The following is a 24,601-nucleotide window of genomic DNA, read 5'->3' as shown; positions in this document are numbered from 1 at the left end:
ACTCGGTTCCCCGGCAACCTCACACACTTACTACCAACTGCGCGCCCCCACTCTCTGAGGAGCAAGGGCGCGCAGTCGACAAATGCGGTGTGAGGTCACCACCGAGCGGACATCAGCCGCAGTTCGACGGTGCCGGCTCCCCTCGGAATCGTGCGTCGACGTAGGCGTAGGCCTCGGGCAGTCCGACGATCGATCCGCTGAAGTGCTCGGCGAGTGGATACGCCCGGAACTGCACGGTCGCCCCGGCTGCGCAGTAGCGGTCGACCGTCTCCTTCACCGGTGCGTAGGGGGTGATGAAGTCGTTGATTCCATGCCAGATGTACACCGGGGCCGTGGGGACGCCGTCGTAGTCGACGAGACTGTTCTTCTTCAGTACCGCCTGCGCAGAGGGCAGGGACGCGATGTCGACGTTCGACAGATCTCTTGCGCTCTTGAACGCTCCGCCGATGATGATGGGGCGCCTGCATTCGTTGCTCACGCGATCTCGCAGGGCCAGGCCCGCTGCATTCAGGTTCTCCGAGACGGGGAATTCGGTCGGATATTCACGTTCGAGTCCGAGTGATGCCGCGAGTGCCATTCCGAAGGCGGGGTGGGGAATCGCGCTGTAACCCAGGTTCTGTGCGATCAATCCCAGGTCGGCCGGGGTTCCACCGTGCACGCTGGCCACGATGTTCAGCTCCGGCGCGTAGGTGGGTGCCATGGCACCGGCCCACGAGGTCGCCAGTGCGCCTCCCGAGTAACCCAACAAAGCAACGGGACTGTCTTTCAGCGGCAACTGCTCGAAGTTCTGCACGGCCCGCACCCCGTCGAGCGTCAAGCGACCTTCGTACTCCGCGGCTCCGTAGGCTCCGGTCGGGCCGAGGTAATCCGGCACCGCAACCGCCCAACCGCGGGCGACCATACCGACGTACAGGCTCGGCGCTTCACCGATCTCGTACGTGAAAAGACCATGCGACGGAGCACATTTGACGCCCAGGGCATTGATGACGGCTTGATAGGACACCAGTGGGGTTCCCGCGCCCTTGCCTCGCGGCATCAGCACGGTCGTCACCGCGGCGACGGGTGCACCTGCGGAGTTGGTGGACCGATACTTGAGTTGCCAGATGTCGGTGTTGGGGTACATCCAGGCGTCGGCCCGTCGGCTGGCCAGGATGTCACCCGGCGCGTGATCGGCGATGTCGGCCGGTGCCGCGTAGAAGACGTCCGGATCCGGGGCCGTCGGCGCGGGAGCCGCCGAAGCTGTTGTGCCCACTGCGAACAGGGACGCGCAGAGTGCCACCAGGATGGACCCCAGGGTAAAGAACTTTCGGATCACAGCGAGCCTTTCGGGTGAGCAAAATCGAAGATCACGGAACTACGGGAAGAGAGAACTGGTTGATCGGATCCGTCGAGGACACGGTGACGTCCGCTGGGCCCGGCCCACCTGCGAAGGACGGATCCGACGCGGTGATCTCGACGGCGACGCGATGACCGCGGTCGAATCGATGGACGATGCTGGGCAGCGAGATGGTCACCGGTTCACCGGATCCGGTGAGTACGGCGGGTGCGAGAAGTCCGTGAATCGGGCTTCGCGCACCGTCGGGTGCTACGTCGAGCACGGTGACGAAGACGGTCGCGGGACCGGACACCGTGGGACCGATGGACAGTTCCGGGGCGCCGACGACGTCGATGGGCTCGGCCAGTGGCGGCGTCGTCCAGTTCTCGGCAGATCCGGGTAGCGAGACCCGCGGCACGGGCAACTCGGCCGCGAGATTCGGCAGTCCGAACGTGGTGGGCATCGACGCACCTGCACCCCGAATCGTCTGCGTCCACACTTCGTTCGACGAATCCCCCTCCGCCAGTGATCCATTCGACAAACGGAACGTGCGGCGAGCACCGACGGGAAATGTCTCGGATTCGACGTAGGCCGGCGACGCGACGCCGGTGTAGGGCACCCAGTCCCGGAAGTAGGTGAAAGCCGGTCCTGGGTCGACGTCACGATCCTTGAGGTGTCGGTCGAGCCAATTGCCCACCAGTGCCGCTTCGTGCTGAGTGAACGGGTCGGGGGCCTTGATGTCGAACTCACCCGGATAACCCTTGCGATCGTTGTGTCCCCACGAGTGCCAGACCATGGACGTTTCCACTCCCCGCGCCCGCAGGGCCTCGAATGTAGCTGCGGCCTCGTCGAGACTGAACAGCGAATCTTTCTGCCCCTGCGTGAGCAACACCGGCACATCGACTCGATCGAGATAGTCCACCGGTGAGACATGACGCATCGCCGCCAGAGTTCCCGGGTCGGGTTCGCGATTGGCCGTGAAGGCGGACGCGGCGTCGCACACCCACTGGGCGTAGTTCGGGCACCCCTGTGCCCGTGCCGGATCCACGGCGTATCCGCCCGGTCCGGTCAGAACGGCACCGGCGGCCAGAAATGCCGAACCGAACACGCTCTTGACCGGCCCGACGGATCTGCGGCCGGCCCCGTCCGGTGCCAACGACCGCGCCAGATCGTTCCAGGTGATCATCGACGCGACGGTGTCCAATCGTGGATCGACCGACGCCGTCGCCAATCCCGTTGCGCCGGCATAGGAACCGCCGAGGTAGCCGACGCGCGGGTCACCCGGAGCGTCGAGGCGAACCACATCCAGTGCCGGGGCGGCCACCGTCCGTGCGGGATCGGTGAACACCCTGCCGCTCTCACCGGCGAGATAGCCGATCAGAGCCGATGCGGCCATGCCGTCGTAATCGGGATCGGCGAAGTAGATCTTGCATGTCGAGCCGCCGAAACCCAGAGCCGAGTACGTCAGAACCACGTAGCCGTGAGTGGCGAATCTGGCAGCGGCACCGGCCTGGTCGTCCTTGGATCCGCCGAAACCGTTGCTGGTCAGAATGGCTGGAGCTCGGTGGTCCGGTCCCAGCCCGACAGGAACGTAGACATCTCCGACGACAGTGCAGTGCTGATCGTGTTCGAGCCCCACTGCGACGTCGAAGTATCGAGTCTGCACCGAGAAGTCGCCGAGCGTCTGCGGTGCCAGGACCGGGAGATCCGCTGCATATCCGGGCGTGGAAGCTGCGACCAGAGCCGTCGTCACAGCAGCGACGACGGTTGCCAGTCGTCTCATCGGAGGCAGTTCGTCGGCGGCGCGACACCCCGGAACCTGTTGTCCAGGAATGTCAGTGCCGCGGGAAGGCCCTCGAACGCAGCCTGGATGTGCTGCGGTGCGTGCACGACGTCGAACTGCAGTGTGGCACCACTCGCGCAGTACCGAGCAGCAGTGTCCCGCAACGCACCGATCGGAATGAGCGGATCGTTGTCGCTTCCCCACAGAAGTGTGGGTGCCGTCGGCACACCGGCGTACTTGACCAGACTGTTCTCGTCGATGATCTGCTGCGCCTCGGGGCTGTCCACCAACGACGTAGTGGTCGAGACCGCCAGCGCACTCTTGAAGGCTCCGGTCGCAAGAATCACCGGCGTGCACGCATTCGACACCTGATCCTTCAACGCCAGACCGGTGGGATTGAGCTGCGCGGTGATCGGCAGGCGATCCGGGTATTCGCGTTCGAGTCCGAGGGCGGCCGCGAACGCGAGACCGAATGCCTGATGGGGCTGAAAACCCAACGCGCGAGCGATGTTGTCCAGATCCGCAGGCACACCTCCGGCTGCGGCGCCCACGATGTTCAGCTCGGGTGCATAGCTGGGAGCGAGCGCCGCGGCCCAGGCCGTCGCCATACCGCCGCCGGAGTAACCGGCCATACCTACCGGGCTCGCTGCCAAACCGAGTTCCGGCACGCGCTGTGCGGCGCGGACGCCGTCGAGCGTGATCTGACCGCCCAACTTGGCTGCGCCGTACGCACTTTTCGGCCCGAGGTGGTCCGGTACCGCCACGGTCCATCCACGCATCAGCGCGAGGTTGAGAAATTCGCGTTCCTGCACACCGGTCGTCGGGTCGGCACCGAACAGGGACTCCGACGGTGCGCACTGCAATCCGAGCGCATTGACGAACGGCTGATACGACAGCAGAGGCCCACCGGGTGCGCGGTTCATCGGTGCCAGAACGGTTGTCACTGCGGCGATGGCGTCGCCTCGGGAATCGGACGACCGGTACTGGAGCTGCCAGATGTCGGCAGCGGGATACAGGGGGCTCGAAAACCGCCGACTGGCAACGACATCGCCGTTGTTCTTCCCGTTCAGGTCCGCAGCCGCCGCATACAACGTGCCGGGTACCGGGGCCGGATCACCGGGCGCAGCCGACGCATGGGGAGCAGATACGAACAACAGCGACATCAACCCGACGACGAGTGTCGAGGTCACGAGGGTGCGAAACATGGTGTAACTCTTCTCGATTTCGATCGGCCCGAACTCCTGGTCCGGGTGAGATATTGTTGGATACTGTTGCGGGACAATCACTTACGAATATTCACGGCACACCCTGGGAGACCACCGACGAGCTGCGTTCGACGACGCCGCGGGGCAGCGCGGCCGCGACTGCGGTGGCCACCACCATGGTCGCGGCCAGCCCGAACAACACCGTCCGCTGAGACGCCAGATAGTCCGCGGCAACCGGCTCCGCAGGAAGCAGACCGAAGTACAGGGCCCCGGTCACCGCGGTTCCCACAGCCGATCCCACTTGTTGGACGGTCGGCAGAATTCCCGATGCCGAGCCGATGGCGTGCGGGGCCACCCCCGCGACGATGGTGCTCTGCAACGGCGCGATCACCGACCCGAGACCCGCGCCGAGTATCCCGAGCGGCACGACCGCCCACCAGGGAAAGCCGGCACGGTCCAGATATTCGGTGGTGACGCCGAGAACGAGCAGAGCCAGTCCCATGGCGGCCGCGCCGGCCGCAACGACGCGAGAATCCCAGTGGTGGAACGAGATCGGCGCGGCCACCGAAGCGAGCACCGCCCCGAGAGCGAAGGGAACAGTGATCACTCCCACCGTCGACGCGCTCTCACCCAGTCCGGATTGCAGTGTCACCGACATCGTCAGAACGAACCCGGTGAAGGTCCCGTACACGAGCGCCGATACGGCGCATCCCACGGAGAATCCTCGCTCACCGAAGACGCCGATGTTCACCATGACGTGTGCTCCTGCAGCACGTCGACGACGCTCCCACATCGCGAACCCGGCCAGTGTTGTCAGACCGAGCGCAACCGCGGGCAACGCTGCGGCGACACTCGAGCTGATCATGACGGGACAGACGATCAGCAGGGCCCCGATCGACCACAGGACGGCACCGACCGGGTCGAACCGTCCGCCGTGTCCGGCCGGGACCTGCTCGGTACCCGATGCCACGAACCTGCGGCCGAGAACGATCGCCGCCGCCGCGATCGGGACGTTGATCAGAAACAGTGCTCGCCAACCGGTTCCGAGGATGTCGAGGTGCAGCAGCGCTGCGCCGATGGACGGCCCGGCGAGTCCGGCCAGCCCCGCGGTGCCACCGTACAGCGCGAACGCGGTGGTGCGCCGCGTGCCGGAGTAGGCCGCTGTCACGATCGCCACCGTCTGCGCCGACATCGCCGCTCCCGCGAGCCCCTGCAGCACGCGGGCGAGGACGAGCAGTTCGACGGTGGGCGCATAGGCGCAGAGCACCGACGTCACGGCGAACAGTGCAGTGCCCGTGACGAATACCGTTCTGCGCCCGAACACCTCACCTGCGCGCGCCATCGTGAGCAGCGCGCAGGCAAAGGCGAGCAGATACGCCGTCGGGATCCAGACCTGCTGGGTGCCCGACGCGTCGAGGTCACGCGCGATCGTCGGCAACGCCACGGTGACGGCGGTGACGTCGATCATCTGCATCGTGACGGCCAGCAGGCAGGCACCCAGCGTCAGCCACGACCCGCGGCGAGGGAGCGTCATACCCTGCTGACGTCCGGAAGCTCGTGGGCCAACACGTGAGCCTCGGGTGGCTGTGGGATGTAGTCACCCTTGTCGACCACGGCGGCGTAGATTTCGGAGATCTTGGAGAAGTACAGGTCGATCGAACGATCGGCCTCGTCCGTGCCCGGGTACAGGAACTCGACGCCGGTGTGGTCCTCGAAGCGGTTGATCCACATGAAGACTTCCTCGGAACTGCCGCGGTTGCCGTACAGACCCGCTCCCGCCGCATCCAATTCGGCTTCGCCCGGCAACTTGCGAACGTCGACGTACGAGATCATCGGCGCGGTCCATCCCGGCTGCGTCGTGATTCCGTGTTCCGGCAAGGCCAGCTCGAGCACCCGGTGGTACGAGGTGTTCGCCAGCAACTTTCCGGAGTCGAATGCTGCCTGTGCGAGCACTGCGAGGGTACGGAACGTCGGCTGCTCACCGAGGTCGAATTGCACCGGAATCAGGCTCGAATACCACCCGATCGACGCGAATTCGCCCGGGGTCGCCCGAGTGCTCTTGGGCGTCAGACCGAGGTAGCTGCCCCGGCCGGCGAGCTCGTACTCTGCCAGAGCTGCGGCGGCGAAGATTCCGCCGATGAACTTGACTCCCACGGCTGCACACGCCTCGTCGACTGCCTGCGCGGTGGCACCGTCGAACAACGGGAACGAACTGTGTGAGGTCCGCGTGTAGTCGGCGCTGTTGCGTCCCAACGGAAGTGGGAACGTCGGCAGATCTCCCCCGTTGTCGGTGACCAAGTCGATCCAGGTCCGAACCGCAGGGCTCTCGAGAGTCGTAGCGTCGCTCTCGAGACGTTCGCGCTGGCAGTACTCGAGGTAGCTACCCGGGGTGAACAGGCCGTCGGATTCCCCCGTCACCGCGTTGCGATAGAGCTGGCGCAGTTCGTAGTAGGTCAGGGCCTGCGAGATGCCATCGGTGTCGAGGTGATCGACTGCCGCGTACACCACGAAGTGATCGTCGTGTTCGATCGTTCCGAACGAGAAGCAGTCCCAGCTCTCGGGGCCGGGCGTGCTGTCCTGCACGTGACGTCGAATGGCCTCGGAGTCCGCAGGCGTTCCGAAATCGGTCGCTTCGAGCGCGATGTCGGCGACGTCGACGAGGTGGCGCGTCGAACCCTCGGCCGTCGTCGAGAACCAGCTACGGAACGAATCGTGTCGGGTGACGAACGTGTTGAATGCTCGTCCCATCGCGGTGCGGTCCAGTGCGCCTTCGATCTTGAACGTCACCAAGCACAGCCGGGAGAATCGGAACGACGATCCCCGGTTGCGGTAGGCGGCTTCGAGATACGCCTGCTGGATGTGCGAGGGCGGTGCCGGGTGAACGGGCGCAGCCGCGGCAGCAGCTCGTGAGGCGACGGTGGGTGACCACGTGGTGAGCGGTCCTGGAGCGGGCTTCCACTCGTCGATGAGTCCGAATGCGACCACGACACAACCTTTCGAAGGAGACAGAGCGATTCGACGCGGCGAGGTGCGTCGGAGGGGCCAGTGCATCACCCGGGCAGAGGCCGAGAAACCCCGTCGACGAGCATTTTGGAAAATTGACAACGATTCGCGGGATATCTGTGTCAGAACTGAAGGATCGTCAACATTGTTGTCGGCACCAGTGATTCGCATTACCGTCCAAAGGCACATCGCGCTCGCCGGAGGTTAGTCGTGCGTGGCTCCCACAATGTCAGGAACCGTTGATGCCCAGTCGATTTCGCCTCGGTCAGGCGACCTTGTCGGCGCTGAGTGTGCTCGCTACCGTCGTCGTTCTCCTATCGACTACGGCGGGGTCGTCTTCCGCCGACACCGTCTCGTCGGTGGTCGGCGTCGAGGGAGTTGCCGACCGACGAGACATCGTATGGGTGCATTCGGCAGCCATGGACCGCGATATCCAGCTCGACGTATTTCGGTCGGCGCAGCCCGGTTCACCCACGCTCTATCTACTCAACGGAGCGGCGGGCGGTGACGGGGGAAGCAGCTGGTTCGATCAGACCGACATCGCCGGCTTCTTCGGAGACAAGAACGTCAACGTGGTGGTTCCGCGGGGCGGCGCTGCGAGCTATTACACCGACTGGTTGCACGACGATCCGGTACTGGGCCGAAACATGTGGTCCACCTTTCTCGGTCGCGAACTTCCTCCGGTGATGGATGCTCTGCTCGACGGCAACGGGGCCAATGCGGTCGCCGGTATATCGATGGCAGGCACGTCCGTTCTGCAGTTGGCCATCGCCCATCCCTCGGTGTATCGATCCGTCGCCGCGTTCAGTGGATGCGCACGCACCAGCGACCCGGTGGGTGCCATGTACGTCAGGTCCGTCGTCGAGGCCCGCGGCGGTGGGTCGACCGCCAACATGTGGGGACCACAGGGCAGCGCCGACTGGATTGCCAACGACCCCTACGTCAATGCCGAGGGGCTGCGCGGCATGGCCGTCTACATCTCGTCCGGAACGGGAGCGCCCGGTGAGTTCGACGTGCCGGGCGGCCCCGGTATCGGCAGCGATTACGGCAAGCTAGCCCAGCAACTCGCCGTCGGCGCAGTGATCGAGGCGACGACCGATGTGTGCTCGCAACAGATGCGGAAACGGTTGCAGGAGTTGAACATCGAGGCCACCTACAACTTCCGACCCAACGGGACCCATTCCTGGGCCTACTGGCAACAGGATCTGCACGATTCGTGGTCGGTGATCGCACCGTCGTTGGGGCTGCCGACCGGCCCGTCCTGAGCCGTGCACTCCTCGAGCGATGACGAAGGAAAAGCGATGAACCGAACCGACGTTGCGGGCACTCCGGCTCTGGCTGCCACCTGGACCCGCTCTCCGTGGCCACTGGCAGACATCATCCGGGCCAAACGTGGCCGGACCGTCTCGGTCGTGCTGCCCGCTCTCGACGAGGAAGACACCGTCGCCGGCGTCATCGCCTCGATGACTCCCCATCTGGGCAGCCTGATCGACGAGCTGGTGGTGCTGGATTCGGGGTCGACCGACCGCACCGCGGCGCGGGCCCGCTGCGCCGGTGCCACCGTCGTCTCCAGGGAGGACGCCCTACCCGGCACACCCGTGGTTCGCGGCAAGGGTGAAGCGCTGTGGCGCGGCGTGGCCGCCACCTCGGGCGACCTCGTGGTGTTCGTCGACTCCGATCTGGTCGATCCCGGTTCGCACTTCGTTCCCTCCCTCGTCGGGCCGCTGGTCATGTCCGACGACGTCGAGTTGGTCAAAGGCTTCTACCGTCGGCCGCTGACGATCGGTGACACCACCGACGAGGACGGCGGCGGCCGCGTCACGCAGCTGACGGTACGACCGCTGCTGACGGCGCTTCGGCCCGAACTCGCCGGCGTCTTCCAACCGTTGGGCGGGGAATACGCCGCGACTCGTCGCCTCCTGGAAGCACTTCCGTTCGCCCCCGGCTACGGAGTCGAGATCGGTGTACTGCTCGATACGTGCGACCGGTTGGGTATCGGCGCGATCGGCCAGGTCGGACTGGGAACCCGACGGCATCGAAATCGGCCGACGTCGGAGTTGGCTGTCATGAGTCGGCAGATCATCGCCACGATGTTCTCGCGCCTGGGCCTGAGCGATTCCGGAGCCGGGTTCACCACGTTCTCCACCACCGGAACTCAGCTCTCGATGAGCGTGGCACCGTTGTCTCTCGTCGACCGTCCCCCACTGACCACCCTGGACGAATACAACCGCCTCACCCGATGCCCGGCGATGAGTGCACCCGGCTGATTCGAGCGCGGTTCCACGACAACCTCACACCCCTGCTACCGACTGAGCGCCCATGTTTGCGCCCGAGGAGGGTCGCGCGGTCGGAAAAAGGGGTGTGCACTATCGAAACGTCTGCGCCACAACACAACACCCCGCCCCACTGAGTGTGAGACGGGGTGTTGTCGTGGAACGGAGTTTTACTTTCCAGCCTCCGCTGCCCGCAGATCCTTACGAAGAATCTTGCCGGCCGCAGACTTCGGCACGATGTCGATGAACTCGACGCGTCGAACCTTCTTGTGCGGGGAGACGCGCTCGGCGACGAACGCGATGATGCCCTCTTCGTCGATCGTGGCACCCTGCTGGCGGACGACGAACGCCTTGGGGATTTCCTCGCCCTCGTCGTCGAGAACACCGATGACGGCCGCGTCGGCGATTTCCTCGTGCGTGAGCAGCAGCGCCTCGAGCTCCGCCGGGGGCACCTGATAGCCCTTGTACTTGATCAGTTCCTTGAGGCGGTCGACGATGTAGACGACGCCCTCGTTGTCGGCGACGGCGATGTCGCCGGTGTGCAGGTAACCGTCGGAGTCGAGGGTCTCCGCGGTGGCGGAGGGATTGTTCAGGTATCCCGCCATCACGTTCGGTCCCTTGACCCACAGCTCGCCCGGCTTGCTCAATCCCTCTGTGGGCAGCTCGATTTCCTCGAGCGTGCCCGGGTCGACGAGCTTGTTCTCGGTGTTGGCCAGTGGCTGGCCCACCGAGCTGAGCGGCATGTCGTCGCGATCGAACGGGATCGCGTGGCTGACCGGGCTGAGCTCGCTCATGCCGTAGCCCTGACGCACCCGCGTGTTCAAGCGCTTGGCGACGGCCTTGCCGAGCTCCTCGTCCAACGGGGCCGCGCCGGAGAAGATGGTGTGCACGCTCGAGAGGTCGTACTGATCGATCATCGGGTGCTTGGCGAGCGCGACGGCCACCGGCGGGGCGATGAACAGGTAGGTCAGCTTCTGGTCCTGGATGATGCGAAGGAACTCGACGAGGTCGAACTTCGGCATCGTCACCAGGTGCGCGCGCAGCTTGAGGGCGATGTTGAGCAGCACCGTCAGGCCGTAGATATGGAAGAACGGCAGCAGCGCCAGGATCGCGTCGTTGCTGTCGATGCCCACGCGCGGTTCCATCTGGGCCACGTTGGCGACGAGGTTGCGGTGCGTGAGGATGACGCCCTTGGGCACACCCGTCGTGCCGGACGAGTACGGCAGCACGGCAACGTGCGTGGCCGGATCGAACGAGACCTCGGGAGCAGGTGCGCCCTGGGTGAGCAGGTCGCGCAGGCTCGGGTGGCCCTCGGCGCCGTCGAGCACGATGACGTGATCGGCGTCGATGCCCACCTTGTCCGCGGCGGCCTTGGCCTGCGGGTACAGCGGGGAGACGGTGAACAGGAACTTCGCGCCCGAGCCGGTGAGCTGCTTGGCGATGTCCTCGGCGGTGTACAGCGCATTGATCGTCGTCGCAGTTCCGCCGGCACGCAGAATGCCGTGCAGCACCGACGCGAATGCGGGGACGTTCGGCGAATGCAGTCCGACGACGTCGCCGACCTCGAGCCCACGGGCAGCGAGCGCCCCGGCGATCGCGTCGACCTGGCCGATCAGGCTCTTGTAGGTGGTGACGTCACCCGACGTGCCGTCGATGAGCGCAGGCTTGTCCAGATCGGACTCGGCGATGGACCCGAACAGGAAGTCGTAGACGCTCAGATTCGGGATCTCGACGTCGGGAAAGGGACTGCGGAAGCTCATGGCTCTCCTTCGAAAAACTGCGGCAACAATGATCGAACCTTACAGTGAAAGCGGTCACATCGGACAGCGACCCTACCGCTGAGTCAGATGGCGAAACCGTCAACTCCTGGACGCGTACGGTTTGCCCGCTGCGGCCGGTCCTCGCACGTGGCCCACCAGGCCGGCGACGGCGAAAATGGTGACCACGTACGGCAGCATCAGCATGAACTCGCTCGGCACCGGGGACCCGATGATGCCCAGTACGTTCTGCAGATTCGACGCGAAGCCGAACAGCAATGCGGCCAGGGTGGCACGCACCGGATCCCATCGGCCGAAGATGACCGCGGCGAGTGCGATGTAGCCGGCACCTGCGGTCATCTCCTTGCCGAAGGCTCCGACGGACCCGAGCGTGAAATACGCACCGCCGAGCCCGGCGATGGCACCGGCGAGGCAGACGTTCCAGAACCGCGTTCGGGCCACGTTGATTCCGACGGTGTCGGCGGCTTGCGGATGCTCACCGACGGCACGTAGTCGCAGACCCCACTTGGTGTGGAACAGACCGAAGAACACCAGGGCCACGGCGATGTACATCAAATAGACGATCAGTGTCTGTCGAAACAGCACCGGACCGAGGATCGGAATCTGCGAGAGCACCGGAATGTCGATGCGCGCGAAGCGCGGTGGCGAATTCAGCGTCTCGGCGTTCTTGGTGAGCACCACCGAGTACAGGAAGCTCGTCAGTCCGACGACAAGCACGTTGAGCACCACACCGACGATGACTTGATTGACGAAATAGCGAATCGAGAACACCGCCAGCAGCGACGCGGTCAGTGCGCCGGCGACCAGAGCTGCGAGCAGCGCCACGTAGGTCGAACCGGTGATCGACGCGACGACGGCGCTGACGAAAGCCCCTGCCAGCAGCTGCCCCTCGATGGCGATGTTGATGACGCCGACACGCTCGGAGATCACTCCGCCCATCGCACCGAAGATCAGCGGTGTGCTCAAAGCGACTGCGCCGATGAGCAATCCGGGTACGGGGATCGTCTCCCCGTCCGCGGCCCACGCGAGAAATCCGAACACGAACAGCACTGCGAACACGGCGAGCAGCCACAGCGGCGTCGACCGGTAACGCGACGCCAACAGGGCCGCGTAGCCGGTGATGACGGCCAGCAATACGACCACGACCAGGCCGGCACCGTACGACGGTACGCCGACGGCGGGCAGTGCGAAGAAGTCGTCTTCGGAGGCCAGCGCGAATGTACTGGTGCCCGAGCCTTTTCGGACCACGAACAGCACCAACGCCAGCAGTGTCACGACCCCGAGGATCGTGGGCACCTTCCAACTACGACCGAGGACCGTCTCTGCGGGTGAGTCGACGGAGGTGGTCACAGTGCACCCACCTTCGCGGTCTCGGCTTTGGCGAGTTTCTCTTCACCGGGTTTGGGCAATCGGAACACCGCTCGCACCAACGGCGGTGCGGCGATGAACAGCACGATCACCGACTGCACGACGAGCACGATGTCGATGGGTACGCCCTCGGCCGCCTGCATGGCGAACCCGCCGGCCTTGAACGCGCCGAACAGGATTCCCGCGAAGAAGACGCCCCACGGTTTGGATCGCCCGAGCAGGGCCACGGTGATGGCGTCGAATCCGATACCGGCGTCGATGTCGGCACTGAAACCGGTGGTGACCGTACCGAGCACCTGAGCTACACCGGCCAGTCCGACGAGAGCTCCGGACAGGATCATCGCGTAGAGGTAGATACGGTTGACGTTCATGCCGGCGACGCGTGACGCGTGCGGGTTCTCACCGACGGCACGGAACCGGAATCCGAGGCTCGATCGTTCGAGCAGCCACCACACCGCGACCGTCACGAGGATCACTAGCACGAACCCGAGATGCAGGTTGTACTTGTCGCCGAACAGCTTCGGGAACACGGCCGTCGATTCGATGGGGGCCGTCTTGGGATTGTTCGATCCCGGAGCCTGCAGCGCACCGGGAGTACGCAGCAGGTACGAGATGAGATAGAACGCAACGTAATTGAGCATGATCGTGACGATCACCTCGTGAGCACCCGTGCGGGCCTTGAGGAATCCGGCGATGCCGCCCCAGACCGCGCCGCCGACAACGCCTGCGACAACGGCCACCAGCAGATGGATGCCGGCGGGCAGGCTCACCCCGAAACCGACCCAGCCCGCGCATGCGGCGGCGATCAGCATCTGGCCACGACCACCGATGTTGAACATACCGACTCGAAAGGCAAGGGCCACACCGAGTCCGGCGACGATGAGCGGTGTCGCGAATGTCAACGTCTCGGTCAACGGCCGGATGCCGTTCTCGAACCCGGGACGACGGAAGTTGTACACCGACCCCTGGAACAGCGACGAATACGCGCCGGACACCGAATCCCAGATCGCCGTCAGCATGTCCGACGGACGGGAGAAGAAGTAGCCTGCCGATTCCTGGACGCCGGAGTTGGTCGCGGCAATGAGGACGGCACCGACGATCAGCGCAAGCAGGACCGCGAGAACCGAGATGATCGCACTGCCGGTGAAGATCTGCCGAAGTACGACATGAGCTTTCGACGGCTGCTCGGTCTCACTCACCGCGCTCGCCGCCCATCATCAATCCGAGTGTTTCGCGGGACGTATCCCCGGGGACGATTCCCACGATTGCTCCTCGATACATGACGGCTATGCGGTCGGCCAGTGCGGCGACCTCGTCCAGTTCGCTCGACACCACGATGACCGGGATCCCCGAATCCCGGGTGGCGACGATGCGCTTGTGTACGAATTCGATGGATCCCACGTCGATTCCGCGAGTGGGCTGCGCGGCGACGAACAGTCGCAGATCGCGGCTCAGTTCGCGTGCGAGTACCACCTTCTGCTGGTTACCACCGGACAGGCGTCCGACAGCGGTTCCGATTCCCGGTGCCCGCACGTCGAATTCGGTCAGTTTCTCCGACGCGAACGTGTCGAGATACTCCCGCTGTACCGCTCCGCGCCGCACGAACGGCTCGCTGATGGAGCGGTCGAGCATCAGGTTCTCGGCAATCGAGAACTCCCCCACCAGGCCGTCGACGGTCCGGTCCTCGGGCACGAACCCCACGCCGGCGTCGAGCACCTGCTGAACTGTCGCCCCGACGAGCGAGCGGCCGTCGAGGGCGATCTTTCCGGATACGTTCTCCTGCAAACCGAGTAGCGCCTCGACGAATTCGGTCTGCCCGTTGCCCTGCACGCCGGCGATGGCGAGGATTTCTCCCGCGGCGACCTCGAGACTGATGTCGTCGACGGTCTTGTTGCCCTGGGCGTCGAACACCGACAGGTTCTCGACGACCAATGCGGCAGCACCCGGCTCGGCCGGTTCCTTCGAAACTGTCAGCTGCACATCACGTCCCACCATCAACGCGGCGAGTTCGGTGTTGCCTGCCGTCGGCTTCGCTTCGCCGACGACCTTGCCGAGCCGGATGACGGTGATCTTGTCTGCTACTTCGCGTACTTCACGGAGCTTGTGGGTGATGAACACGATGGTGGTGCCCGACGCCGCAAGTTCCCGCATGATCCGCATCAGATCGTCGGTTTCCTGCGGCGTCAGCACGGCCGTCGGCTCGTCGAACACGAGCACCTTGGCTTCTCGAGAGAGCGCCTTGACGATCTCGACCCGCTGCTGAACGCCGACGGGGAGATCGTCGACGAGAGCATCGGGGTCGAGGTCGAAGCCGAACCTCGCGGATATCTCTCGTACCAGCTTTCGTGCTGCCACGAGGTCGAGTCGTCCACCGAGCGAGGTGGTTTCGTTGCCGAGCACGATGTTCTCGGCCACGGTGAACACCGGAATCAGCATGAAGTGCTGATGCACCATGCCGATTCCTGCAGTCATCGCCTCGCCCGGTCCGGCGAAGTTCTGCTCGACGTCGTCGAGCAGGATCTGGCCCTCCTCGGCGCGGTACAGGCCGCTCAGCACGTTCATCAACGTGGACTTGCCAGCACCGTTCTCACCGAGGAGGCAGTGGATCTCGCCGGATTCGACCGTCAGATCGATGTGATCGTTGGCGATCAACGAGCCGAATCGTTTGGTTATACCGCGAAGTTCGAGCTTCATATCCCTTTACGACCGAGGCTACTTGGGTGCCGACGGCGATTCGACGGTGATGGACCCGTCGACGATGCCGGCCTTGATCGTGTCCAGTTCGCCCTGCAGCGCGGGGTCGACCTGGGACTCGAAGTCGTGGAACGGCGCGATGCCGACGCCGTCGTTCTCGAGGGTGCCCACGTACGGGCTGTTGTCGAACTTGTCTGCACCGGAGTTGGCCACTACCTCGTCGACACTGGTCTTGAGGCCCTTGGTCACCGAGGTGAGCAGCAGGTCGCCGACCGACGGGTCCGACTCGAAGACGTCGGCATCCGCACCGATCAGCGCGACCGGACGAGAGGAGTCCCGAATGGCCTGCGCCGCACTCTGATAGATGGGTCCACCGACCGGGAAGATGACGTCGGCGTTCTGGTCGATCAGGCCCTGGGCGGTGTTCTTGGCGACCTCGTTGGCGGTGAATCCACCGGTGAACGAGCCGTTCTGGGAAGGCACGTCCCAGCCGATGACGCGGACTGCCTTGCCCTTCTGCTCGTTGAAGTAGTTCACACCGTCGGCGAAACCGTCCATGAAGATGGTGACGGTCGGCAGCTGCGAGCCGCCGAAGGTGCCGACGACTCCGGTCTTGCTGTAGCTGGCGGCGGCGTAACCGGCCAGGAATGCCGACTGCGACGCGTCGTAGGTCAGCGGCTTGACGTTCGGCAGATCGATCGAGGAGTCGTCGATAATCGCGAAATCGATGTCGGTGTTCGCCTCGGCCGCGACCTTGGTGGCGTCGGCCAGGTCGAATCCGACGGTGACGATCAGGTTGCAGCCCTGATCGACGAGGTTGTTGATGTTGGGGGCGTAGTCGGTGGGCGACGTGGACTCGACGGTGCGCGGCTCGACGCCGAGCTCGCCTGCAGCCTCGGTGAGTCCCTCGAATCCGAGCTGGTTGAACGACTTGTCGTCGAATCCGCCGCTGTCGGAGACCATGCAGGGCAGGAAGTCACCCGAGCCGCCCCCGCCCGATCCTTCGTTCTCGGGTGCGGATCCACAGCCTGCGATCAGGGCGATGGCACCGAGCGACGCGACGCCGCCGAGTGCTGCCTTCCGCGTACTCGTGCGGGTAACGAATGACAAGATGTCCTCCAATATCGATGTGTGTTTCGTCTGTTTCGGGACGGTACTCGCGCGAACCTGGGTGCGCAGGATTTCACTCAGGTATCGGACTCGGGCGTGACCTTGCCGGGCAAGGTTCCGCCTTCGCCGAGTACCCGTGCTTCGTCCTCGCGCACCATCACTGCCGGGCCCGCGGCGACCACCGATGGATTCGACGGCGTACCGGGCTTGAATACGTTGAAGAATACGTTGAGCACCACTGCGACAATGCTTGCGGCACTGATTCCGGAATGGAACACCGTGACGAACCAGTCCGGGAACTCGTCCCAGAAGTCGCTCGCAACAACAGGAATGAGACCGAAAGCCAAGGTCACCGCCACGATGACGACGTTGGCGTTGTTGTCGTAGTTCACCTTGCCGAGGGTGCGGATTCCACTGGCGGCGACGGTTCCGAACAAGGCGATTCCGGCGCCGCCGAGCACGGGCAACGGAACGACGCCGACGACCGCCGCGAGAACCGGCGAAAGACCCAGCAGCGCAAGCACGCCGCCGCCCAGGGCGACGACGAAGCGGCTCTTGATGCCGGTCATCGCGACCAGTCCCACGTTCTGTGCGAACGCCGTGGCCGGAAACGTGTTGAAGATGGGGGCGACGGCCGAGGAGACCATGTCTGCGCGCAAACCGTCGCCGACACGTCGGGAGTCGACGTCGGTTCCGACGACCTCTCCCACGGCCAGGATGTCGGCCGTGGTCTCCACCATCACCACCAGGATCACGATCGTCATCGACACGATCGCGCCGACGGCGAAGATCGGCGAGCCGAAGGCGAACGGGGTGGGTACCTCGACCACCGCGGCGTCCCCGACGCCGCCGAAGTCCGTCTTGCCCACGATCAGTGCTGCGATCGTCCCGACGACGAGCCCGAGCAGGATGGACAGGCGCGAGAGCACCTTGATCTTGGTCATCACCAGCACCGCGAGCAGGGTGAACATCGCCAGTCCGATGTTGCCGGGGTCCAGGTACTCGGGGTTCGGCGCACCGCCCACCATCTCCTGGCCGGTGATCCAGCGTGCGGCGACCGGCATCAGCGACAGCCCGATGACGGTGATGATGCTTCCGGTCACCAGGGGTGGGAAGAAGCGGACGATCTTCGAGAAGAACGGGGCGATGGCCAAGCCGATCAGCGCGGCCACCAGGACGGCCCCGAGGACCGTGCGGAGCCCGGTTCTACCGTCCTCCGCGCTGCCGATGATGGTCAGCACCGTCGACACCGATGCGAACGAGATGCCTTGCACCAGCGGCAGTTGCGAGCCGAAGAACGGAACTCCGACGGTCTGCAGCACGGTCGCGACGCCACTGACGAACAGCGCGCACGAGATGAGCAGCGCTTGATCGGCCCCGGACAGTCCCGCTGCTCCGCCCACGATGATCGGGACGGCGATGACACCGCCGAACATGGACAGGATGTGCTGCATGCCGTAACCGAACATCTGCAGCAGCGGCGGGCGAGTGTCCTCGGGCCTGGTCATGACCTCAGGCTAGGAACCGGACGTTACCGAGGGCAATACCCAGCCGTTTCCGGCGAGTTACGGATGTTCCGGCTCGTCGCTGCTGCCACTGGCCACCAGGTGCTCGAACGCCTTCAGATTCGCGAGCGATTCACCGCGTGACACACGCCAGGCCCATTCGCGCTTGATCGACTCCGCGAAACCCAGCTCGAGCAACACATTGAAGTCGCCGTCGGCGGCCTCGAGGGTCTGACCGAAGATCCGATCGAGTTCGTCACCGTCGACGGCGCGCAACGACATTCGGCCCACCAGGTAGATGTCACCGACCTTGTCGATCGTGTAATGCACTCCGTACAGCCGACGGTTGCGACGCAGCAGGTATTTGTAGACGCCCTCGAAGTTCTCGTCGGGCTTGCGGCAGACGAACGCCTCGATGCGCACCCCGTGGTGTCCGACGGTCAACATCGTCGTTGTCTTCAGTTTGCGTTCCCCGGGCAGTTCGACGGTGAACACCTCGCCGCGCCGCGTGTAGTCCAGTTCGCGGTCCTTCAGGACCCGGTCGATCAGTTCGGCGGTTTCGCTCATGCAGTCACTGCTCCCGATCTGCGCAATTTCGACAATCCTCGGACTCGACGCGGCGAGAATTCACTCGGTGCCTCGCCTCGATCGAAGTGGAATCGGGCCTGCCGGTAGCTCTCGATCAGGCCGTCCGCGGTGTGTTCCCACGAGAAGTTTCGCGCATGGAGGGGTGCGGCAATTGCCATCTCGGACAACGCCGCTCGATCGACGAGCATCGACGCCAATCCGTCGGCCCAGTCCGTGATGCGGTGTCCCTGCACCAGTCGCCCGGTTTCACCGGATCGCACCGCGACACCGAGCCCGCCGACATCTGCTGCGAGAACCGGTGTTCCACAGGCCTGGGCTTCGATCGCCACCAGACCGAACGATTCGTTGTAGCTCGGCACCGCCACGAGATCGGCGGCTCGGTACACCTGCGCCAGGCGAGCGGACGGCTGCGGCGGCATGAAGGTGACGTGCGGGGTGATCCCGAGCGTATCGGCCAGATCGATCAGACTGTCGGGTCGGTCCAACCCGCTGCCGGACGGCCCGCCGACGATCAGGATCCGCAGCGGCATGCTCGGATGTCGTTGCAGCACTTCGGCAGCCGCTGCGACCAGAACATCGGGGGCCTTGAGCGGTTGGATCCGCCCGACGAACGCGACGACGGCCTCGTCCTGCGAGAGTCCGAGTGCGGCGCGTGCGGCCCGCTTGTCTCCCGGATTGTATTGCGCCAGATCGGCTCCCGGGGCAACCACGTCGATCGACTCCTGCCGAGCCCCGTAGATCTCGACGAGCGATTTCGCTTCCTCGGTGGTGTTGGCGATCAATCGATCGGCCTCGGCGACCACCTGCTGCTCACCGATCTGACGGGCCGCGGGCTCGGGTGCATCGCCCTGAGCCAGGGACGCGTTCTTGACGGCGGCGAGGGTGTGCGCCGTGTGCACCAACGGCACTCCCCAGCGGTCACGCGCCAACCACCCCACCTGACCCGACAGCCAGTAGTGCGAATGAACCAGGTCGTAGTAGCCGGGCTCGTGCCGAGCTTCCTCACGGAGGACCCCGGCCGCGAACGCACACAGTTGAGTGGGCAGGTCGTGTTTGTCCAGACCCTCGAACGGCCCCGCGACGATGTTGCGTACCAGCACCCCGGGAGCGGCCTCGACGACCGGCGCGTCGCTCGACGACGTCGCGCGGGTGAATATCTCGACCTCGACGCCGCGTTCGGCCAACTGCTTGGCGCTCTGCAGTACGTAGACGTTCATTCCCCCGGCATCGCCCGTTCCGGGCTGCGCCAGCGGGGAGGTATGCAAGGACAACGCAGCGACCCTGTTCAGCCGGCGTCCAGTCACTTCTTCAGCGTGCACGCCTCCACATTACGTCGCCACGTCTGCCGCTTCGCACGGCCTGCGCTTTTGCTCACCCGTCCAGACCGTCGACGAATTCGCTCACCTCGCCGAGAAAGCGCTCGGGATCGGCGACGAACGGGCCGTGGTCGACGCCGTCCCAGTACGACGCGCCGGCTTCGGGAATGAGGTCCGCGGCGTGCCGACCGGCCGAGACATCGACGACGGTGTCGTCGGTTCCGTGCAGCACGAAGGCGGGGACATCGAGGTTGCGCAGCAGCTCGTCGTGGCCGACGGTGCGATCGAACAACGCGGCGCGAACCCTCGGCCGGGTGGACAGGGTCAGCCCGAACAGGGCCTGCGCCTCGGTGCCCTTTCCCTCGACAGGGCCCGTCAACGCGTTACCGAAACTACCCAGCGCCTTGATCGCGATACGCGGTTCTTCCGCCATCGCCCCGGGGATCGCCGCCCGCATGGCCGTGCCCACCCGTCCGCCTGCCTCGCCTCTGCCGATACTCGTGATCGCGCCCACGAGCACGATGCCCGCGATCGCGTCCGAGCCGTGAGTCGCGAGATAATCGCAGATCACCAGCCCGCCGTACGACCACCCCAGCAGCACTGCGCCCGCCGTGATGTTCTCGGCGTCCAGCACCGCGGCCACGTCCCCGGCCCAGATCTTCGAGTCGTCGTATCCGGCCTCGGGGGCATCGGAGTAACCGTGGCCACGCAGGTCGACGGCGACGACGCGGTAGCGCGACGAAAGATCGGCCAGCAGCCCGTCGCCCCAACACGACGAACTCTGCGCCCACCCGTGCAGCAGAACCAGCGGTCTCGCCGCCGGGTCACCGGTGACGCGATAGACGATGTTCGTTCCGTCGATGCCGGTGGCCTGCCGAACCGGTCCTGCTGCAGGGGTGCTCATGTGGGGTCAACTTACGCGGCTGCTCGGCGCATCGAGGCCAGTGGATCCGAGTACAGGGAACTGAGCGAAACCACCGTTGCGGCGAACTCCTGCACCCTGTCGCCGAATCCGGTGACCCGAATGTCCCTGCGCGGCAACGTCGAATTGGCGGCGAAGGCCTCCCCCACGTGCGGAATCCCGGCGGGATACGCCGTGAACGCCTGGCCACCGAGTACCACTCGATCCGGATTGAACATGTCGCGTAACAGGGCGACCGTCCGACCCAACGTGACGGCGCGTTCGACGAGCAATTCCCGGGCCGCCTCCGAGCCGTCGGTCGCGGCTCGGTACACGGCGGAGATAGTCGGCCGGGCTCCGCGGGCTACGCTCGCGAAAATTTTGCGGTCGATCGCCGCGGTCACGATCGCGCGATCGCTGACGGCCGCTTCGAGGCATCCCCGGTTGCCGCAGCTGCACAGCACCGACGAGCCGGTGGGTAGGTGAGCGATCGACCCGGGTCCGCTGGACGGAGTGTGCACGCGGCCGTCGATCGTCAGCGCCATACCTGCGCTTTCGCGTGCATAGAAGTAGAGCGAGGTGCCGGTGCTGCTCGGCGGAGCAGCGACGTCCGATACGCGGGGCGCGAGCAGAAGTTCCGACGCCGCCATCGCTTCGACGTGGCCGGAAACAGAGATCGGTAGCCCCAACCCACCGCCGATGACGCCCGCCACCTGGGCGTTCTCCCAGCCCAGACGCGGATGATCGACGGTGCCGGTCGTCGTGTCGACACGGCCGCCGAGGGCAACCCCCACCCACAGTGGGGTGCGCCGATGCCATCTGCCGGCGAAGGCCCCGGCGCTGCGGGTGATCGAGGCGAGCGCCGCATCGGCGGACCCGCTGGGCGTGGGAATCTCCACAGCCCCCAGGATCTTTCCGCGCGGGTCGCTGACGATGATCCCGGTGACGACGGCACCGATATGGATCCCGATGGTCGAGAACGGCTCGTGATTGACCTCGAACGGCACGCGGGGGCGTCCGATCGCACCGGCGGCCGTGAGGTCTGCGCGCTCGCGCAGCAATCCGACGCCGAGCAGAGCAGACACCTGACGATTGACCGTGGCAATGCTCAAACCCGTTGTGCGAGCCGCACTGTCACGCGAGATCGGGCCTTCGACGCACGCGACCCGCAGTACCGACGCCGCGGGACTGTCGGCAATCCGAAGATCGGGCGCGACGAGCTGGACCCGCGATCGCAGCGGGGTGTGGGAGGCGGACCGCGCCGGCGAGCGCAACGCGGTGGGGCGAGAGTGGTGGTGCAGCGTGGATACGGACATCCGTCGTGTTCCTCAGCAGTGAAAACCTTCGTCTCGTGTGCAACGTCGACGAAAGAGCGAAGTGATGCAGGTCAAGGGTGAGGCAGACCGGGGAGGTCCACGTCACGCGAATCGACTGCCCATAGCGCGAGAATGCTAGAGACAGGTTCCTTGGCCGAGACAACACAATTCCCGAGGAAGCGGGAGGCGAGACCCGAGGGACGCGGTCACATAGGTGACCCGCATCGCGGTGGTCTCGCTGGCGGACATGAACCCAAAATTAGCACTCGAAGCCCGATTGTCCAATCGGGCCCGTCCGGATGCACTGTTTCTACCGAACTAGAATTTCTGCATGACCTCGCCCGAACACATCGCACCCGATACCCGCATCGCCGTCGTCACCGGAGCGAGTTCCGGCATCGGCGCGGCCACTGCGCGCCAACTCGCCGCCGACGGATTCCACGTCGTCATCGGCGCACGCAGGCTCGACCGACTCGAAGAACTGGCCTCGGAGATCGGCGGCACCGCCCTGGAACTCGATGTGACGGACGAGGATTCCGTGGCCGCCTTCACCGCTGTCATCCCCCGCGTCGACGTCCTGATCAACAATGCCGGTGGCGCAAAGGGATTGGCCCCGGTGATCGACGCCGACCTCGACGACTGGCGCTGGATGTGGGAGACCAACGTTCTCGGCACACTCCGCGTCACGAAAGCGTTGCTGCCCAAGCTGATCGATTCCGGTGACGGCCTGATCGTCACCATCACCTCCGTCGCGGCATTCGAGGCCTACGACAACGGCTCGGGATACACCTCCGCCAAACATGCTCAGGCCGTACTGCATCGGACGCTGCGCGGCGAGCTGCTCGGCAAGCCGGTGCGGTTGACCGAGGTCGCACCGGGCGCGGTGGAAACCGAATTCTCACTGGTCCGCTTCGACGGCGACGCGGCCAAGGCCGACGCGGTCTACCAGGGCATCACGCCGTTGGTCGCGAGCGACATCGCCGAGGTGATCGGCTTCGTCGCCTCCCGCCCGTCGCACGTCAACCTGGACCAGATCATCATCAAGCCACGCGATCAGGCCGGTCCGGGGCGCTTCTCCCGTAAGTAACCCATGTGAGTGGAACTTCGTAGTGGGCTACGAGGTTCCACTCACATGCGCGCAGCGCTCTACCCCGCGGGCGCAGGTGCCGTTGTCGTCGCGGGTGCCGTTGTCGCAGGCGTCGTCGTTGCTGCTGCTCCGCCGGCAGGAAGCGCCGACATCGACTCCCACGTCGGCCAGTCGATGGCCCAGTCGTACAGGTCACCGTCCGCTGCGGAGAGGTCGATGCGGGTGCCGGTGACCTCCACCGGATCGCCGTACATCGCCGTGCCGAAGTACTGCTGCGCGTCCTCCGTCGAGAGGTTGATACATCCGTTCGTGACGTTCGATGCGCCCTGCACGCCGGTGGTCAGCGGGTTGGCGTGAATGAACTCGCCATTGTTGGAGATGCGCACCGCCCAGCGTTCGCGCACGTTCTCGTAGAACGGCGGGTTCGACATCAGGAAGTCCTCGTGCTTCTCGGTGACGACGTGGATGCCGCTGCGGGTGACGTTGCGATCCTCGTTGCCCTCGCCGTAGCTGACGGGAATGTCCATGATCGTCGCGCCGTCACGCACCACCTGCATGCGGTGGCTGGTGGCGTCGGCGACGACGACCTGGCTGCGTCCGATACTGAAGTTGAGGGTGACGTCGTCGGCCCCGTAGGCACCGTCGCCGTAGTTCACGCCGTAGAGCTTGGCGTTCACCGAGACCGTCGTGCCGGGCGTCCAGTAGTTGGTGGGACGCCAGTGGATGCGCGAGCCGTTGTCGTCGGGGAACCACGCCCAGGCACCGGGCGTCGGCGGGTTGGTGGTGACGGTCAGCGCCTTCTCGACGGCTGCCTTGTCCTCGATCGCCGAGTCGAACTGCAGGATGATCGGCGCTGCAATGCCGACTTCCTGGCCGTCGCCGATGTTGGTGCTCACCGAGGTGCGGCTGTCCGGTTCGACGGTGGTGAAGCTGCCCTCGATCGGCACGGTCTTGTTGTCCGCGCCGACGGCGGAACCGGACCACGTGTATTTCACCCCGTACCCGAGTGGCTCGGTGACGGCGTAGGACGCCTTGTCGGGTGCCAGCGCACCTTGAACGATCTTGCCGCCCGGGTTCGTCAACTCGACCTGGGTGAGCGTTCCGTTCGTCACCGACACCGAGATCGGTGCCACCGGGCTGACGTCGGTGGCACCTTCGGCCGGGTTCTGCGTGATCTGTGCGACGGGCGCTGCCTCGGTCGTCGGTGCCGAAGCACCGGGGCTCTTGTCGCCCGATCCGACGGTGCAGCCGGCTACTAACGCAACCAGTGCGACGAGCACGGTGACCAACCACACCATGCGCGTCCGTTTTGTCTGTTCTACCTGCTCATGCACGTTGTCCAACGTACCTGCGTCTGCG

19 protein-coding genes are annotated in these 24,601 nt (G+C 65.2%); 3 read left to right on the top strand and 16 right to left on the bottom strand.

Features of this window, described 5'->3' with window-relative positions; translation table 11 throughout:
- Window positions 1-112 precede the first annotated feature (112 nt).
- The 5 genes from VF34_RS00920 to VF34_RS00900 form a co-directional block, all read right to left on the bottom strand.
- The gene (locus VF34_RS00920) at window positions 113-1,312 is read right to left on the bottom strand and encodes a lipase family protein (protein WP_371828524.1); all 1,200 of its coding nucleotides are present in this window, start codon (window positions 1,310-1,312) and stop codon (window positions 113-115) included.
- A 34-nt stretch (window positions 1,313-1,346) separates the two neighbouring features.
- The gene (locus tag VF34_RS00915) at window positions 1,347-3,098 is read right to left on the bottom strand and encodes a CocE/NonD family hydrolase (RefSeq protein ID WP_045840640.1); all 1,752 of its coding nucleotides are present in this window, start codon (window positions 3,096-3,098) and stop codon (window positions 1,347-1,349) included.
- Window positions 3,095-4,303: a lipase family protein gene (locus tag VF34_RS00910; protein WP_045840639.1), complete on the bottom strand. Its 1,209-nt coding sequence runs from the start codon at window positions 4,301-4,303 to the stop codon at window positions 3,095-3,097. Before VF34_RS00910 ends, VF34_RS00915 begins: the two co-directional genes overlap by 4 nt.
- Window positions 4,304-4,394: 91 nt before the next feature.
- Window positions 4,395-5,837, bottom strand: coding sequence for an MFS transporter (locus tag VF34_RS00905; protein ID WP_052718533.1), 1,443 nt, complete (start codon window positions 5,835-5,837; stop codon window positions 4,395-4,397).
- Entirely contained in the window at window positions 5,834-7,288 is a 1,455-nt protein-coding gene (locus tag VF34_RS00900; protein WP_032399553.1) for a condensation domain-containing protein, read from the bottom strand. Before VF34_RS00900 ends, VF34_RS00905 begins: the two co-directional genes overlap by 4 nt.
- A 260-nt stretch (window positions 7,289-7,548) precedes the next feature.
- On the opposite strand from VF34_RS00900, the gene VF34_RS00895 reads away from it, so the two are divergent.
- Both VF34_RS00895 and VF34_RS00890 read left to right on the top strand, forming a co-directional pair.
- Window positions 7,549-8,571 carry an alpha/beta hydrolase gene (locus VF34_RS00895; protein ID WP_045840638.1) on the top strand — a complete coding sequence of 341 codons (1,023 nt, stop codon included), beginning with the start codon at window positions 7,549-7,551 and terminating at the stop codon, window positions 8,569-8,571.
- A gap of 36 nt (window positions 8,572-8,607) precedes the next feature.
- Window positions 8,608-9,573, top strand: a complete 966-nt coding sequence (locus VF34_RS00890) for a glucosyl-3-phosphoglycerate synthase (RefSeq protein ID WP_045840637.1) — start codon at window positions 8,608-8,610, stop codon at window positions 9,571-9,573.
- A gap of 176 nt (window positions 9,574-9,749) precedes the next feature.
- Here the strand turns inward: VF34_RS00890 and VF34_RS00885 are convergent, their stop codons facing one another.
- The 10 genes from VF34_RS00885 to VF34_RS00840 all read right to left on the bottom strand — a co-directional run bounded on the left by VF34_RS00885 (window position 9,750) and on the right by VF34_RS00840 (window position 22,155).
- Window positions 9,750-11,339: an AMP-binding protein gene (locus VF34_RS00885; protein WP_032372350.1), complete on the bottom strand. Its 1,590-nt coding sequence runs from the start codon at window positions 11,337-11,339 to the stop codon at window positions 9,750-9,752.
- A 99-nt stretch (window positions 11,340-11,438) separates the two neighbouring features.
- Window positions 11,439-12,707 carry an ABC transporter permease gene (locus tag VF34_RS00880; protein WP_027498372.1) on the bottom strand — a complete coding sequence of 423 codons (1,269 nt, stop codon included), beginning with the start codon at window positions 12,705-12,707 and terminating at the stop codon, window positions 11,439-11,441.
- Complete coding sequence (locus VF34_RS00875; RefSeq protein ID WP_032365197.1) at window positions 12,704-13,924, bottom strand: ABC transporter permease; 1,221 nt, start codon at window positions 13,922-13,924, stop codon at window positions 12,704-12,706. Before VF34_RS00875 ends, VF34_RS00880 begins: the two co-directional genes overlap by 4 nt.
- Complete coding sequence (locus VF34_RS00870) at window positions 13,917-15,419, bottom strand: ABC transporter ATP-binding protein (protein ID WP_032372349.1); 1,503 nt, start codon at window positions 15,417-15,419, stop codon at window positions 13,917-13,919. Before VF34_RS00870 ends, VF34_RS00875 begins: the two co-directional genes overlap by 8 nt.
- A gap of 18 nt (window positions 15,420-15,437) precedes the next feature.
- A complete protein-coding gene (locus tag VF34_RS00865) occupies window positions 15,438-16,529 on the bottom strand; it encodes a BMP family lipoprotein (protein ID WP_230593384.1) in 1,092 nt (363 codons plus the stop codon).
- Window positions 16,530-16,606: 77 nt separating this feature from the next.
- Window positions 16,607-18,037, bottom strand: a complete 1,431-nt coding sequence (locus VF34_RS00860) for a nucleobase:cation symporter-2 family protein (RefSeq protein ID WP_045840636.1) — start codon at window positions 18,035-18,037, stop codon at window positions 16,607-16,609.
- A gap of 57 nt (window positions 18,038-18,094) precedes the next feature.
- Complete coding sequence (locus VF34_RS00855; protein ID WP_032365194.1) at window positions 18,095-18,601, bottom strand: type III secretion system chaperone family protein; 507 nt, start codon at window positions 18,599-18,601, stop codon at window positions 18,095-18,097.
- Complete coding sequence (mshA, locus tag VF34_RS00850; protein ID WP_032372347.1) at window positions 18,598-19,926, bottom strand: D-inositol-3-phosphate glycosyltransferase; 1,329 nt, start codon at window positions 19,924-19,926, stop codon at window positions 18,598-18,600. The genes VF34_RS00855 and mshA overlap by 4 nt, the downstream gene beginning before the upstream one ends.
- 67 nt (window positions 19,927-19,993) lie before the next feature.
- Window positions 19,994-20,842 (bottom strand): alpha/beta fold hydrolase, encoded by an 849-nt coding sequence (locus VF34_RS00845; RefSeq protein WP_032372346.1) that lies wholly within the window; start codon window positions 20,840-20,842, stop codon window positions 19,994-19,996.
- A gap of 11 nt (window positions 20,843-20,853) precedes the next feature.
- Entirely contained in the window at window positions 20,854-22,155 is a 1,302-nt protein-coding gene (locus tag VF34_RS00840; RefSeq protein ID WP_032372345.1) for an ROK family transcriptional regulator, read from the bottom strand.
- Window positions 22,156-22,486: 331 nt separating this feature from the next.
- Between VF34_RS00840 and VF34_RS00835 the strand changes: the two genes are divergently transcribed.
- The gene (locus tag VF34_RS00835) at window positions 22,487-23,242 is read left to right on the top strand and encodes an SDR family NAD(P)-dependent oxidoreductase (RefSeq protein ID WP_027498379.1); all 756 of its coding nucleotides are present in this window, start codon (window positions 22,487-22,489) and stop codon (window positions 23,240-23,242) included.
- 59 nt (window positions 23,243-23,301) lie between these two features.
- On the opposite strand, the gene VF34_RS00830 is transcribed toward VF34_RS00835, so the two are convergent.
- The gene (locus VF34_RS00830; RefSeq protein WP_196249484.1) at window positions 23,302-24,540 is read right to left on the bottom strand and encodes a L,D-transpeptidase; all 1,239 of its coding nucleotides are present in this window, start codon (window positions 24,538-24,540) and stop codon (window positions 23,302-23,304) included.
- Window positions 24,541-24,601 lie beyond the last annotated feature (61 nt).

The sequence above is a fragment of the Rhodococcus sp. PML026 genome, from assembly GCF_000963615.1.
GTDB lineage: Bacteria > Actinomycetota > Actinomycetes > Mycobacteriales > Mycobacteriaceae > Rhodococcoides > Rhodococcoides fascians.
The sequence above is the reverse complement of the archived record's forward strand: the minus strand, read 5'-3'. Positions and strand labels throughout refer to the sequence as shown.